The sequence below is a fragment of the Mesorhizobium sp. GW821-FHT07A06 genome, from assembly GCF_059419085.1.
In genome coordinates, this window is record NZ_JBWKRC010000001.1 from 696,525 (window position 1) to 709,911 (window position 13,387).

Below are 13,387 nucleotides of genomic sequence, written 5' to 3' on the forward strand. Positions count from 1 at the left end.
TTCGGCCGGAGAGTCAGATGACGCTGCGGTCAAGAACCATATCGGCGGGGCCGAAGCGATCCTTTGCCGTCAATTGCTGGTGCCAGTAGGGGTAGAGCAGGGGCGGGCGGCTGACCGCGTCGAGGCGCTGGCGTTCTTCGGCGTTGAGCTCCAGGGCTGCCGCGGCGAGATTGTCCTTGAGTTGGGTATCGTTGCGGGCGCCGATCACCAGCGAGGAGACGGCGGGGCGGCCGAGCAGCCACGCAAGTGCCACCTGCGCCGCCGAGACGCCGCGAGCCTTGCCGATCTCCACCAGCACATCCACGATCCGCCAGAGCCGATCCTCGTCCCGGATCGGCGGCTCGGACCAGCCCGCGAGCTGGCGCGCGGTCGGGCTGTCGCGGCGGTATTTGCCGGACAGCAAGCCGCCGGCGAGCGGGCTCCAGACCAGCACGCCCAGTCCCTGGTCGACCGAGATCGGCAGCAGTTCATATTCGGCCTCGCGTGCTTCCAGCGTATAGTGGATCTGCTGGGTGACGAAGCGTTGCTGGTGACGGCTGTCGCTGATGGAGAGCGCCTTCATCACCTGCCAGCCGGACCAGTTGGAGCAGCCGATATAGCGCACCTTGCCTTGGCCGACCAAGGTGTCGAGCGCGGCCACCGTTTCCTCGACCGGGGTAAGACCATCCCACTGGTGGACGAAATAGATGTCGATGACGTCGGTCTTCAGCCGCTTCAGGCTCTTTTCGCATTCACGGATCAGATGGTGGCGCGACAGGCCTTCGTCGTTCGGACCGCCGCCGATCCGCATGCGCGCCTTGGACGCGATCAGCACGTCGTTCTTGCGCTTGCCGCCGAGTGCCTCGCCGATGATCTCCTCCGACAGCCCGTTTGAATAGACATTGGCGGTGTCGATGAGGTTGATGCCGGCGTCGATGCACATGTCGATCATCCGCTTGGCTTCGGTAAGATCGCTGTTGCCCACCGCGGCGAAGGGCCCGGTGCCGCCGAACGTCATGGTGCCCAAAGTCAATGTCGAAACCTTCAGGCCGGAACGGCCAAGGGTGCGGTATTCCATGTCAGTCCTCGCGATTGTGTTGAATTGGGGTGCCGCGAAGGGCAGCCCGGAATGCGACCGGGGATTTGTAGGACAATTTGCCCGGCTTGTCGTCATGCAAAGATGGTGGATCGATCACGCATGGCGGAGCTTTCAACGGCCGCGGTCGCGCCCCGAACTGCAATAAAACCGTCACCGCCGGCCTATATTGAATTCGGCTAAGGTGTTTCCATTGCAGGCCACGGGCCTGCAGTTTGGGTGCCGGACATGAACCGACAGGGCTTGCTAGCGGAGCGACCGATATGACCGAGCTGAGACAGAATTCTCCCGCCAAGGATTGGCTTGAAGCCGAGCTCGCCGACACGCTCGACGAAGACTATGAGCTTGAAATGTCGGAGCCGGCGCTGTCGATGGAGATCGCCAAGATCTACAAGAACTCGCATCCGCCTTCGATCGATCGCATGCAGTATTTTCGCGACCTGATCACCTTGCAGTCCGAATTGATCAAGCTGCAGTCCTGGGTCGCTTATCACAAGAAGAAGCTGGTGGTGATTTTCGAGGGCCGTGACTCTGCCGGCAAGGGCGGCGTCATCAAGCGCATCACGCAGCGGCTCAATCCGCGCATCTGCCGCGTCGTGGCACTTCCGGCGCCGACCGAACGCGAGAAGTCGCAATGGTATTTCCAGCGCTATGTCCCGCATCTGCCGGCTGGCGGTGAGATCGTGCTGTTCGACCGCTCCTGGTACAATCGCTCCGGCGTCGAACGAGTGATGGGCTTTGCCTCGCAGGAGCAGGTCGAGGAGTTCTTCCACGACGTGCCGGAGTTCGAGCGCATGCTGGTGCGTTCAGGCATCACCGTGGTCAAGTACTGGTTCTCGATCACCGACGAGGAGCAGCAGATGCGCTTCCTGATGCGCATCCACGATCCGATGAAGCAATGGAAGCTGTCGCCGATGGATCTGCAATCGCGCGTACGCTGGGAGCAGTACACCAAGGCCAAGGAGGAAACCTTCGCCCGCACCAACATTCCGGAGGCGCCCTGGTTCATCGTCGAGGGCAACGACAAGAAGCGCGCGCGGCTGAACTGCATCGACCATCTGCTCAAGCAGATGCCTTACGAAGAGGTGCCGCACGAGGAGATCACGCTGCCCGAGCGTGTCTTCAATCCCGAATACGAGCGCCAGACATTGCCGCGCGAACTCTACGTGCCGGAGAAGTATTGAGCACCTTGTCCTTCTCCCCGTTCACGGGGAGAAGGCGCCCGAGGGGCGGATGAGGGGCTGCGCCGGCGTTGGCGATTGAGCCCCAATGCCATTGGTAGCTTGCCGCTAGTCTCCAAATGTCAGCGACGCCCCTCATTTGCCCTGCCGGGCATTTCTCCCCGTATAGTGACGGGGAGAAAGAGCTGTAGTCACGCCCGCCCGATCGTCACGTGCGTGGCAAGTGTCGTCGCAACCTGCTCGGTGCATCGATAGCCTAGCTTCAACATATCCAGGCCGGCAAAGAGGTTCTCGCCCCTGCCAAGCAGCACGGGCGCCACCGCCAGGTGCATCTCGTCGATCAGCTTTTCCTGCAGGTACTGGCGGATGGTATCGACACCGCCGCCCACCCGCACGTCCTTGTCGCCGGCCGCCGACCTTGCCTGCTCGAGCGCCGAATGGATGCCGTCGGTGATGAAGTGGAAGGTCGTGCCGCCTTCCATGGTGATGGGTGCCCGCTTGTGGTGCGTCAGCACGAAAACCGGCACATGGTAGGGCGGGTTGTCGCCCCACCAGCCCTTCCACTTGTCGTCGGGCCATTCTCCGCGGATCGGCCCGAACATGTTGCGGCCGAGGATCCAGGCGCCGACATTTTCGAAACTGCGCGCCGCGAACGTCTCGTTGGTATCGGTGGTCCCGCCATCTTGTCCGAGCACCATCGTGCGGAAGGTGCGGGTGCCGACCATCCATTTGTGCAGGTTCTCGCCTCCCACGCCGAGCGGATGTTCGAGGGTCTGGCCAGGCCCTGCGCCATAACCGTCGAGCGACAGGGTGAAAGCATTGACACGAAGTTTTGACACCATTGCCTCCTGAACCGCATGTAATTTGCAATCAGTGGCCGTTTAACCTAACTGCTTGCAAAAAGCAATTGGTTTCGTGTGAATGCGCAACGGGCTACAGAAGGCTCCTGACAGCCAGCTGGGAAAGATCGTTCAAAACAAAAGATAACGGCGCTGATACGCCACATCGCTGGGCTTCGGCGGCTTTCTCGTTCAGGTTTGGTGCGAGCTACCCCTTAAGCATCTCAGCCACTTCCGGTGCGAAATAGGTGAGGATGCCGTCGCAGCCGGCGCGCTTGAAGGCGAGCAGCGATTCCAGCATCGCCTTCTCGCCGTCTATCCAGCCATTGGCGCCGGCGGCCTTGATCATCGAATATTCGCCCGACACCTGGTAGGCGAAGGTCGGCATCTGGAATTCGTCCTTCAGCCGGCGGATGATGTCGAGATAGGGCAGGCCTGGTTTGACCATCAGCATGTCGGCGCCCTCGGCGATGTCCTGCTCGGCCTCGCGCACCGCCTCGTCGGAATTTGCGTGGTCGATGTAATAGGTCTTCTTGTCGCCCTTGAGCAGCCCGGCGGTGCCGACCGCCTCGCGATAGGGGCCGTAGAAGGCCGAGGCGAACTTCGTCGCGTAGGACATGATCGCCACGTCCTGGAAACCGTTGGCGTCGAGCGCGTCACGGATGGCGCCGATGCGGCCGTCCATCATGTCGGAAGGCGCGATGATGTCCGCGCCGGCGGCCGCCTGGATGACGGCCGCAGCAGCGACCTGCTCGACCGTCTCGTCGTTGACGATGATGCCGTCGCGCAGGATGCCGTCATGGCCATGGCTGGTGAACGGATCGAGCGCGGCGTCGGTGATGATGCCGATTGCTGGCACCGCGTCCTTTATCGCGCGGCTGGCGCGATTGATGATGTTTTCCGGGTCGAGGATGTGCGAGCCGGTCTGGTCGCGCAAGCCGAGCTCGACATTGGGGAACGTGGCGAGAGCCGGAATGCCGAGCTTTGCCGCCCGTTCGGCCTCCTTGACGGCAAGGTCGACCGACAGGCGGAAGACGCCTGGCATGGCCGCGATCGGCTCGCGTACATCCTTGCCCTCGACAACGAAGATCGGCCAGATCAGGTCGTCGACCGTAAGCCGGTTCTCCTGCACCAGGCGGCGCGACCAGTCGGCCTTGCGCATGCGGCGCAGGCGGCGGCTGCCGGTGATGTCATCGACGCTGCGCGCGCCGGCTGGCTTGGTCGGGGTGAATTTGTTCATGGCCAAAACTCTCGTTTCGGCGGCTTTTACCACGAGCCCTTGTCGCTGACCAATGCGACACGATTGTGCCAGGCCGGCAGAAGGGGAGGTACCGTCCCGCCATGCCTATCCGGTCAGGGCTTTCCATTGCCGGAAAGAATCTGCGCGGCACCCCCTATTGCCGCCCGGAACGCCTCGTCGAAGCTGACGCCGCGGACCTGCCAGCGATAGGTCTTGCCGTGACCGGCCAGTCGCCAATCGGCGATCCAGCCGAGCTCCTTGTCGCTCCATACGATGCTGCCGGCGAGCGCTTGCGCGCCACCGGCCTGTTTGGCCAGCAGATCCAGCCTTGCCATGTCGTCGATGCGCAGCCCTTTTCCGTCCAGCTCGGCCAACTGCGCCGCGTTGGGAAATACGACATGCATCAACAACGGATCGGTGGCATTGGCGAAAGATGCGCGCATCGTCTCGCCACGCTCCTCGTCGGCGCCTAGCAAAAAATGCCGAGCGCCCTGTTCGACGGTGAGAAAGACGGTAAGCGTCGGCCGCTCGCCAAGCCAGGGCCTGCTGCCGAGCTGTTCGAGCAGCTTGTCGACCGTGGCGGGCTTGTAGAGACAAATCAGATCATGCGGCCGGTCATGCGTGCCTTGCTCGTCATGTATCGGAATGCCTTCCAGCCGGTCATGGTAGCGGAAGGTGTCGATGAAATCGCCGGCCTTGTCGCGTAGCGCCAGCATTTCCGGCTTTTTCGGCAGCCGTTGGTCGCCTGAAACCCTGACCAGGACCCGGTCCAGGCAGTCCCTGAAGCCTGTCTGGCGGTTCTCTTCGCCCTGGCCGGTGACGATGGTCCGTGACTGGTAGAGATCGTCGATCGTGACGGCGGACGCGGGGCGCGGTGCAAGGCTCGCGATCATAATAAGCCCGATCGTCAACAGCGCTGGACGAAGAAATCCGGACATGGCCAACTGTCCCCGAATCCGCTTGCTCGCGCGGTATCGGCGCGTCGCTTGCAACGGCAGCGATCTTCGTAGCATTGCTCGCCGCCGGCCGCCAAGCCTGTGGTGGAGAGGCCGCCGCCATTGACGCACCCATGCGCCGCCTTTAGCACTTCAGTCCCGCAGGCGCGGGGGAAGGATTCTCTGGCGATGGATTTTGGTGGAGGCGACGAAATTCGCTTCGAACGGTTGGGCAGGGCCGGTGTCGTGACGCTGACGCGACCGCAGGCGCTCAACGCCGTCACCCATCGCATGGTCAAGGCGCTGGGCAAGGCCTTGCATGCCTGGGAGCGCGATGACGGCGTGGACGTCGTCCTCGTCAGGGCCGAGGGCAGGGCGTTTTCGGCAGGTGGCGACATCCTGCATATCTACGAGTCCGGCCGGGCGGGAAATCCGCCGGTCGAGTTCTTCGCCGACGAGTATCGGCTGAACGCCCGCATCAACAGCTTCAAGAAACCCTATGTCGCCCTCATCGACGGCATCGTCATGGGCGGCGGAGTCGGCATCTCCTTTCACGGTTCGCACCGGGTGATGACCGAAAATGCCCAGTTCGCCATGCCGGAGGTCGGCATCGGCTTTTTCCCGGATGTCGGCGCCAGCCATCTTCTGCCCGACCTTGGCGGTTCCTTCGGCATGTATCTGGCCTTGACCGGCAACCGCATCCGCTATGGCGACGCGCTGTGGTCGGGGCTCGCCACCCACACGATCAAGGCCGAAGACCAGGCCAGCATCCTCGATCGGCTGGTGCTGACCGGTGATCCGGAATCGGTGCTGCGCGGTTTCTTTGTCCAGGCAAAGCGGGAGACCGACAGGCCGACGCTCGAAGCGATATCGCGCCATTTCAACCAGCCGTCTCTTCAGGATGTTCTCGACAGCTTGGATCGCGCGTCGGGCACCGATGAATTCGCGGCCAAGACGCTGGCGACGATCCGCATGCGCTCTCCGACCAGCCTTCGCGTCGCCTGGCGGCAGATCAGCGCCGGGCAGACGCTGTCGATGGACGAGTGCATGAAGATGGAATTTCGCATCCTCAACCGCATGCTTGCCGGCCACGATTTCTACGAAGGCATCCGCGCCGCCATCATCGACAAGGGGTCGAAGCCGCAATGGCGGCCGGCAACCCTCGATGCGGTCGGCGAGGCGGATGTCGAGGCCTATTTCGCCCCGCTCGGCGAACGGGAACTCCCGCTATGAGCGAGGTGACGTCGCGACGCGTCGTGCTCCAGCCCTCGACGGTCGAGGTCATCTTCGCCTGGTTCCAGCGCGTCATCGCCGGCTACTGCCTGCTGTTCGGCATCCTGTACTGGATCAAGCTGATCGGCTTTTACCCTGGATCGCTCTGGCGCTTCGACCTGATGCCGGTGCACTGGCAGGTGGCGGCGGTGATGCTCGCCGTGTTCTTCCCCTTCGCCGCGGCGGGGCTTTGGATGCTGGCCTCCTGGGGGCCGGTGATCTGGTTCATCTGCGCCGTCACCGAAACCGTCATGTATGCCGGCTTTCCCGAGCTTTTCGGCCATCGGCTGCTGATCGTCGTCTCGCATGCGGCGGTGGCGCTGCTCTACATCGTCTTTCGCGTCGTCATCTACCTGCAGAAACGCCCCGCGCGGCACTAAGCTCTTGCCGCCGTTGACGACTTCGCGGCCCCCGCGATCCGGCCTCGCGATTATTGCCTAAGCCTTTAGGTTAATTATCCTTGCTCGGGTGACCGTTCGTTAAGCCTCTTTCGAAACCTGTTACCGGTAAGCTCTTGTTAGCCCTAGCGTTTAAGTCGAATTTTATGAGTATTCGATAGTGTCGCGATCAAGGTGAAAAACAAAAAATCACCAGGGCGACAAACGAGAGGCAAAGACAATGATCAATTCGCGTCCGGCGGCGAAGACCGCCAACGTTTCCGACGATCGCCGCGAGGCTATCCGTTCGCTTTACATGGAATCGCTGCAGCTCGTCGAGCGGCTGCACCGCCGTCTGCTTGACGTGATCAAGGACGAATTCGACCGCAACGGCCGTTCTGACATCAATGCCATCCAGGCGCTGCTGCTGTTCAACATCGGCAATTCCGAGCTGACCGCCGGAGAGCTGCGCTCGCGTGGCTACTATCTCGGCTCGAACGTGTCCTACAATCTGAAGAAGCTGGTCGATCTCGGCTTCATCAACCACCAGCGTTCGCGCATCGACCGCCGTTCGGTCCGCGTCTCGCTGACTCCGAAGGGCAACGAGGTGGCTGACGTCGTCGCCGGTCTCTATGAGCGCCATGTCGGCTCGATCGAGCAGGTCGGCGGCATCAACACCGACGAGTTCAAGCAGATGAACCGCGCTTTGCAGCGGCTCGACCGCTTCTGGAACGACACCATCGCCTACCGGATGTAAGGCGCCGCGTCGGATCTGGCCCGCGCCACAGAAGCGCGGCCGAAATAGCGACCTTCAGTCAAGGCCGGTGCCGAAAAGCACCGGTCCCTTTCTTTTCGGAGCGCCGGCCCGGCCGATTTGGGCGCAAGGCCACGTTGCCGCCATATTCCAGTGGAACCGAGGGTGGCAGTGATGCTGTCGTGAAGACCATGCGTCCACCCGCAACCGTATCGCGCCTCGCGCGTTTCTCGCCAACGTGATACGGGCCATGGTTGGCTAATTGTTAAGATTGCCAATTTTAGAGTGCGGGCGAGATCGCCCGATGATCGACGCAGCAAGTGATCGAACCGCTACCTATGTCTGGAACGTCCATGAGAACCAGCCGCCGCTTCTTCCTTTCCGGAGCCTCGTTGCTCGCCGCCGCCATGGTGGCCGGCCGCGCGAGCGCGCAGGATGTGATCGGAGATATCCTGAAATCCTCGGCCCGCGGCAATTGGGACGATCAATTCGACGCCCGTGCCAGCGAAGGCGGCAAGGTGGCGTCGACGCTGCCGATCTTCAGCCCGCAGACGGTTGCGTTCACGGAGCAGGCGGTCGCGCAGTATCAGAACATTGTCGGGCAGGGTGGCTGGGTAGAGGTCCCCGCGACCAAGAAGCTGCAACTCGGCGTCGATGATCCCGATGTCGTGCCGCTGCGCAAGCGGCTCATGGTCGCTGGCGACCTTTCGCAGAGCGCCGGCATCTCGACGGCCTTCGATTCCTATGTCGACTCGGCGGTCAAGCGCTTCCAGCTGCGCCACGGCCTGCCCGCTGACGGCTCGATGGGCAAATACACCTATGCGGCGATGAACGTTTCGGCGCAGGTCCGGCTTGGCCAGCTGCAAACCAATCTGCAGCGGCTGAAGGAGAAGGCCGGCACGCTGGGCAGCCGCTATGTGCTGGTCGACATTCCGGCGGCCCAGGTCGAAGCGGTCGAGAACGACCGCGTCGTGCTTCGCCACACGGCAATCGTCGGCAAGATCGATCGCCAGACGCCGATCGTCAATTCCAAGATCAACGAGATCATCGTCAACCCGTACTGGAACGCGCCGGTCTCGATCGTGCGCAAGGACATCATTCCGCTGATGCGGAAGGATCCCGACTATTTGAAGAACAGCCATATCCGCCTGTTCGCGCCGGACGGCAGCGAAGTCGATCCGATGAACGTCGACTGGTCGACCGATGATGCCGCCAAATACCGGTTCCGCCAGGATCCCGGTTCGGAAAACGCCATGGCTTCGGTCAAGATCAATTTCCCGAGCCCGGACGGCGTCTACATGCACGACACGCCCCAGCAGAGCCTGTTCGGCAAAATGATGCGCTTCGACTCCTCGGGCTGCGTGCGCGTCCAGAACGTGCGCGATCTCGTAACCTGGATCCTGCGCGACACGCCCGGCTGGGACCGTCAGCATTTCGAGGCGGCGATCAAGACCGGCCAGAACACGCCGATCCAGGTCACCAACCCGGTGCCGGTGCACTTCCTCTATCTCTCGGCCTGGTCGACGGGACCTGGCGTGGTCCAGTTCCGCGACGACGTCTACGCGCTGGACGGCGCCAGCGAGCTGCAGATTACATCTTCGCTATAAGGCTTTGATATTCATAACGAAAGGCCGCCATCAGGCGGCCTTTTTTGTTTGGCGGGAACGTCCGCGGGGGGCTGGCGTGCGGCCGGCCAGCTGGTGCCCCTAGGCAACCTCGTTGACGCCAGGTGCCGGCCTTTTTTCGACATTGGCGGCATGCTTGCCCATGCGGTCGGCTCGCCCATGCCATGAACTCAGCCCGGCCGTCGCCGCGCCGGCGCTGTCTGGACGCGGGGTCGACGATTGCGCATGGTTCGCGACACAGCCGGAATCGCACCATGCAAGCCGCCATCCTTGTCCTCGTCGTGCTCGTCTTCGTCGCCGTTTCCGGCGCGCTGGTGCGGCTGCTGCGGGTGCCGCTGCCGATCCTGCAGATTGCGATGGGCGCCGCGCTCGCATGGCCGGTGCGCGGCATCCATATCGAGATCGATCCTGAACTGTTCCTGCTGGTGTTCATTCCACCGCTGCTGTTCAGTGACGCTTTTGGCGCGCCCAAGCGCGAGCTGATGGCATTGCGCGGACCCATCCTCGATCTTGCCATCGGCCTCGTCTTCTTCACCATTGTCGGCTTCGGCTATGCCTTGCACTGGCTGGTGCCGAGCATTCCGCTGGTCGTTGCCTTCGCGCTCGCAGCGGTCCTGTCACCGACCGACGCGGTGGCAGTCTCCTCGATCGTCGACAGAAGCGTGGTCCCGGCGCGGCTGATGCACATTCTGGAAGGCGAGTCGCTGCTCAACGATGCGTCGGGCCTGGTCATGTTCCGCTTTGCCGTCGCGGCGGCATTGACCGGCAGTTTTTCCTTCGCTGACGCCTCGCTGAGTTTCCTCTACGCCGTGGCGGTCGGCATCCTGGCCGGCGTGGCGGCATTGTTCGTCGCCGCCAAGGCGCTGCAACTCCTGAACCGCATCGGCGACGTGCCGCCCGAGGCGCAGGTGCTGATCACCATCCTGCTTCCCTTCGTCGCCTATCTGGCCGCCGAGCACTTCGAGGCTTCGGGTATCCTGGCCGCGGTGACCGCCGGCCTTTTGACCGGGAGCACCGGCATATTCCGCTTTCTTGGCGTTTCGGCGCGCATGCAGACGATCTCGCTCTGGACGACATTTTCCTTCGTCTTCAACGGCGCGCTGTTCATCGTGCTCGGCCTGCAGCTCCCCGAAATCATCCGCAAGGTGCCACCGGAGCTCACCGGCAACTATCCGCTCATTCAGCCGGTGCTGACCGTGATGGCGCTGACCTTGTGCCTGATCGCGCTCCGTTTCGTCTGGATCTGGATCGGCGACATCATGGCGGGGCTTGCGGCCCGGCTTGGCAAACGCAGGGCCGAGCCATTCGGCCTGCGCGTGCGGCTCGCCGGATCGGTGGCCGGCGTGCGTGGCGCCATAACGCTGGCCGGCATATTGTCGCTGCCGCTGGCCCTGCAGAACGGCTCGCCGTTTCCCGCGCGGGACCTTGTCATCTTTCTCGCCGCCGGCGTCATCATCTGCTCCCTGGCGATCGCCAGCCTGGCCTTGCCCGTCATCGCGCGCGGACTGGTCGAACCGGGTGAAGACGCAGGCGCCGCCGAGGAACGCATGGCGCGTGTCGGCGCGGCGAAGGCCGCGATCGCCCACCTTGAAAGCATCGCGCAGACCGACGACGAGGAGGGCGATGTGCCCGGCGTCAGGCTCGCCGCCGCCAATGGGATTGTCGCTGCCTACCGGCGGCGCATCGCGGCGGCCGACGAGGCCGATGAAGCGCGCGCAGAGATGCGCGAGGCGGGGAGGCTGGAGATCGACCTGAGGCTGGCCGGCATCGCCGCCGAGCGTGACGCCTTGCGCGCCATGCTACGCCGCGGCGAGATCAACGACCACACGGCGCGGGCGTTGTTCACCGAGATCACGCTCACCGAAGCTCTTCTGGACGGCAGGCAGGCACGAAAATAAGGCCCGCAATGCCCAAGGGGCATGGATTTGCAACCTCTGCCGCAAACCGGCCAGCAAATTTCGCGCCGCAAACGTGGCGGGTCGAAAACAACTGTGTTAATGGCGCGGCAATGCGTGTCGCCCAAAAGTGCGCAGCGGTTTTGGGGCAACGGTATGCATAAACAAATTGCCCCCGAACCGAGGATTTCAGGCCATGGCAACAGCAGCGGCAGCGTCGAATAAATTCGAATCCTTCTTCGAAACCACGCTGGAAGACGCCGATCCGGAGATTTTCGGCGCCATCCGCAACGAACTCGGTCGCCAGCGCCACGAGATCGAACTGATCGCTTCGGAAAACATCGTCTCGCGCGCGGTGCTCGAGGCGCAAGGGTCGATCATGACCAACAAATATGCCGAAGGCTATCCGGGCAAGCGCTATTACGGCGGCTGCCAGTTCGTCGACGTGGCCGAGGAACTGGCCATCGAGCGGGCGAAGAAGCTGTTCGGATGCAATTTCGCCAACGTCCAGCCGAATTCCGGCAGCCAGATGAACCAGGCGGTATTCCTGGCGCTGCTGCAGCCCGGCGACACCTTCATGGGCCTTGATCTCAATTCCGGTGGCCATCTTACCCATGGCTCGCCTGTGAACATGAGCGGCAAATGGTTCAAGGTCGTCTCCTATGGCGTGCGCAAGGACGACCATCTGCTCGACATGGACGCGATCGAGAAGACCGCGCATGAGACCAAGCCGAAGCTGATCCTGGCCGGCGGCACCGCCTATTCGCGCATCTGGGACTGGAAGCGTTTCCGCGAGATCGCTGACGCGGTTGGCGCTTATCTGATGGTCGACATGGCGCACATTGCCGGCCTCGTCGCCGGCGGCGTGCACCCGTCGCCGCTGCCGCACGCGCATGTGGTGACGACCACCACGCACAAGTCGCTGCGCGGCCCGCGCGGCGGCATGATCCTGTGCAACGACGAGGACATTGCCAAGAAGATGAACTCGGCGGTGTTCCCCGGCCTGCAGGGCGGCCCGCTGATGCATGTCATCGCCGCCAAGGCGGTGGCCTTCGGCGAGGCGCTGAAGCCGAGCTTCAAGGTCTATGCCGAGAGCGTGGCCGCCAATGCCAAGGCGCTGGCTTCGAGCCTCAAGGAGACCGGTCTCGACATCGTTTCCGGTGGTACCGACAACCATCTGATGCTGGTCGATTTGCGCCCCAAGAACGCTACGGGCAAGCGCGCCGAGGCAGCTCTTGGCCGCGCCAACATCACCTGCAACAAGAATGGCATTCCCTTCGATCCGGAAAAGCCCTTCGTCACCTCGGGCGTGCGCCTCGGCACCCCTGCCGGCACGACGCGCGGCTTCGGCCAGGCCGAATTCCGCGAGATCGGCAAGCTGATCGCCGAAGTGCTGGATGGTCTCAAGGTCGCCAATTCCGACGAGGGCAATGCCGCGGTCGAGGCGGCGGTCAAGGCCAAGGTCGTGGCGCTGACCGATCGTTTTCCGCTCTATCCTTATCTCGGTTGATCGTCTGTATCTCGATTGACCCGGCGCGAAGCGTCATCTCTTATTCGCCGGCGGTGCGTCACCCCTGATCGGGTGACGCATGGAACTGGAGACCTGATGATGCGCAATTTTCGTCTCGCCCCGCTCGGTGTTGTCGGCTGGCTGGCCCTTTGCGGATCCGCCCTGGCGCAGGCACAGCCCGCCCCGGAGACGCCGGTTACCAACACCTTCGGCAAATGGACGACCATCGTCGATGTGCTCGACACCGGCCAGGATGCGAGCAAGACCTGTGCGGCTTCGACGGCGTTCTTCGATGCGAACGGCAATTCGGGCACGCTGACCTTGTCGATCTCGACCGGCGATGCGCTGCCGCCCGATGCCTATCCGGCCATCATGCTCACTGTCGACAACAAGCAGCTGCCGACCGGCAAGAAGATCGCGGCGACGTTTGGCGACCCCGGCGTCAAGGTTTCGGCGACGGTCTATTCCAACGATGCCGTCATCGGCCGCCCGAGCTGGACGGTCGACAATCAGGCCAAGACCAGTCTCGCGCTGCTGCGTGCCATGCGCCAGGTTGTCTCGCTCGACGTGACTTTCGGCAAGCAGGCTTTCGCCAGTATCCCGATGGACGGCTTCACCAAGGCCTACCGCAACCTGGGCACGTCCTGCGGCTTCCCGACCAAGGACGTCGCGCCGTGACTGGAC

Annotated in this window: 12 protein-coding genes; 8 read left to right on the plus strand and 4 right to left on the minus strand. The window is 63.0% G+C overall.

Annotation, left to right across the window (positions count from 1 at the left end):
* Window positions 1-13 precede the first annotated feature (13 nt).
* Window positions 14-1,057: an aldo/keto reductase gene (locus AC07SZ_RS03405; protein ID WP_056562542.1), complete on the minus strand. Its 1,044-nt coding sequence runs from the start codon at window positions 1,055-1,057 to the stop codon at window positions 14-16.
* 281 nt (window positions 1,058-1,338) lie between these two features.
* On the opposite strand from AC07SZ_RS03405, the gene ppk2 reads away from it, so the two are divergent.
* Window positions 1,339-2,259, plus strand: coding sequence for a polyphosphate kinase 2 (ppk2, locus tag AC07SZ_RS03410; RefSeq protein WP_056562540.1), 921 nt, complete (start codon window positions 1,339-1,341; stop codon window positions 2,257-2,259).
* A gap of 188 nt (window positions 2,260-2,447) precedes the next feature.
* On the opposite strand, the gene AC07SZ_RS03415 is transcribed toward ppk2, so the two are convergent.
* The 3 genes from AC07SZ_RS03415 to AC07SZ_RS03425 all read right to left on the minus strand — a co-directional run bounded on the left by AC07SZ_RS03415 (window position 2,448) and on the right by AC07SZ_RS03425 (window position 5,273).
* Window positions 2,448-3,095, minus strand: coding sequence for a dihydrofolate reductase family protein (locus AC07SZ_RS03415; protein ID WP_494913228.1), 648 nt, complete (start codon window positions 3,093-3,095; stop codon window positions 2,448-2,450).
* A gap of 208 nt (window positions 3,096-3,303) precedes the next feature.
* Window positions 3,304-4,335, minus strand: a complete 1,032-nt coding sequence (gene hemB, locus AC07SZ_RS03420) for a porphobilinogen synthase (RefSeq protein WP_056562537.1) — start codon at window positions 4,333-4,335, stop codon at window positions 3,304-3,306.
* A gap of 113 nt (window positions 4,336-4,448) precedes the next feature.
* Window positions 4,449-5,273 carry a DUF8605 domain-containing protein gene (locus AC07SZ_RS03425; RefSeq protein ID WP_494913230.1) on the minus strand — a complete coding sequence of 275 codons (825 nt, stop codon included), beginning with the start codon at window positions 5,271-5,273 and terminating at the stop codon, window positions 4,449-4,451.
* 186 nt (window positions 5,274-5,459) lie between these two features.
* Here AC07SZ_RS03425 and AC07SZ_RS03430 point away from each other — a divergent pair, with 186 nt between their 5' ends.
* The 7 genes from AC07SZ_RS03430 to AC07SZ_RS03460 all read left to right on the plus strand — a co-directional run bounded on the left by AC07SZ_RS03430 (window position 5,460) and on the right by AC07SZ_RS03460 (window position 13,381).
* Complete coding sequence (locus AC07SZ_RS03430) at window positions 5,460-6,503, plus strand: enoyl-CoA hydratase/isomerase family protein (protein ID WP_056562531.1); 1,044 nt, start codon at window positions 5,460-5,462, stop codon at window positions 6,501-6,503.
* Entirely contained in the window at window positions 6,500-6,922 is a 423-nt protein-coding gene (locus AC07SZ_RS03435) for a DUF6163 family protein (RefSeq protein WP_056562528.1), read from the plus strand. The genes AC07SZ_RS03430 and AC07SZ_RS03435 overlap by 4 nt, the downstream gene beginning before the upstream one ends.
* A 238-nt stretch (window positions 6,923-7,160) precedes the next feature.
* The gene (gene ldtR / locus AC07SZ_RS03440; RefSeq protein ID WP_013896002.1) at window positions 7,161-7,676 is read left to right on the plus strand and encodes a transcriptional regulator LdtR; all 516 of its coding nucleotides are present in this window, start codon (window positions 7,161-7,163) and stop codon (window positions 7,674-7,676) included.
* Between the two features lie 350 nt (window positions 7,677-8,026).
* The gene (locus AC07SZ_RS03445; RefSeq protein ID WP_056562524.1) at window positions 8,027-9,280 is read left to right on the plus strand and encodes a L,D-transpeptidase family protein; all 1,254 of its coding nucleotides are present in this window, start codon (window positions 8,027-8,029) and stop codon (window positions 9,278-9,280) included.
* A 272-nt stretch (window positions 9,281-9,552) separates the two neighbouring features.
* Complete coding sequence (locus AC07SZ_RS03450; protein ID WP_494913233.1) at window positions 9,553-11,196, plus strand: Na+/H+ antiporter; 1,644 nt, start codon at window positions 9,553-9,555, stop codon at window positions 11,194-11,196.
* Window positions 11,197-11,389: 193 nt separating this feature from the next.
* The gene (gene glyA, locus AC07SZ_RS03455) at window positions 11,390-12,703 is read left to right on the plus strand and encodes a serine hydroxymethyltransferase (RefSeq protein WP_015318249.1); all 1,314 of its coding nucleotides are present in this window, start codon (window positions 11,390-11,392) and stop codon (window positions 12,701-12,703) included.
* A gap of 99 nt (window positions 12,704-12,802) precedes the next feature.
* The gene (locus AC07SZ_RS03460) at window positions 12,803-13,381 is read left to right on the plus strand and encodes an invasion associated locus B family protein (protein WP_494913235.1); all 579 of its coding nucleotides are present in this window, start codon (window positions 12,803-12,805) and stop codon (window positions 13,379-13,381) included.
* The last annotated feature ends 6 nt before the right edge of the window (window positions 13,382-13,387 follow it).

Bases quoted from the DNA above. Each gene is read 5' to 3' on its own strand.
- glyA (WP_015318249.1), top strand. From the start codon at position 11,390: ATGGCAACAGCAGCGGCAGCGTCGAATAAATTCGAATCCTTCTTCGAA.
- AC07SZ_RS03430 (WP_056562531.1), top strand. From the start codon at position 5,460: ATGGATTTTGGTGGAGGCGACGAAATTCGCTTCGAACGGTTGGGCAGG.
- hemB (WP_056562537.1), bottom strand. From the start codon at position 4,335: ATGAACAAATTCACCCCGACCAAGCCAGCCGGCGCGCGCAGCGTCGAT.
- AC07SZ_RS03435 (WP_056562528.1), top strand. From the start codon at position 6,500: ATGAGCGAGGTGACGTCGCGACGCGTCGTGCTCCAGCCCTCGACGGTC.
- AC07SZ_RS03425 (WP_494913230.1), bottom strand. From the start codon at position 5,273: ATGTCCGGATTTCTTCGTCCAGCGCTGTTGACGATCGGGCTTATTATG.
- AC07SZ_RS03405 (WP_056562542.1), bottom strand. From the start codon at position 1,057: ATGGAATACCGCACCCTTGGCCGTTCCGGCCTGAAGGTTTCGACATTG.
- AC07SZ_RS03450 (WP_494913233.1), top strand. From the start codon at position 9,553: ATGCAAGCCGCCATCCTTGTCCTCGTCGTGCTCGTCTTCGTCGCCGTT.
- ldtR (WP_013896002.1), top strand. From the start codon at position 7,161: ATGATCAATTCGCGTCCGGCGGCGAAGACCGCCAACGTTTCCGACGAT.
- ppk2 (WP_056562540.1), top strand. From the start codon at position 1,339: ATGACCGAGCTGAGACAGAATTCTCCCGCCAAGGATTGGCTTGAAGCC.
- AC07SZ_RS03460 (WP_494913235.1), top strand. From the start codon at position 12,803: ATGCGCAATTTTCGTCTCGCCCCGCTCGGTGTTGTCGGCTGGCTGGCC.
- AC07SZ_RS03445 (WP_056562524.1), top strand. From the start codon at position 8,027: ATGAGAACCAGCCGCCGCTTCTTCCTTTCCGGAGCCTCGTTGCTCGCC.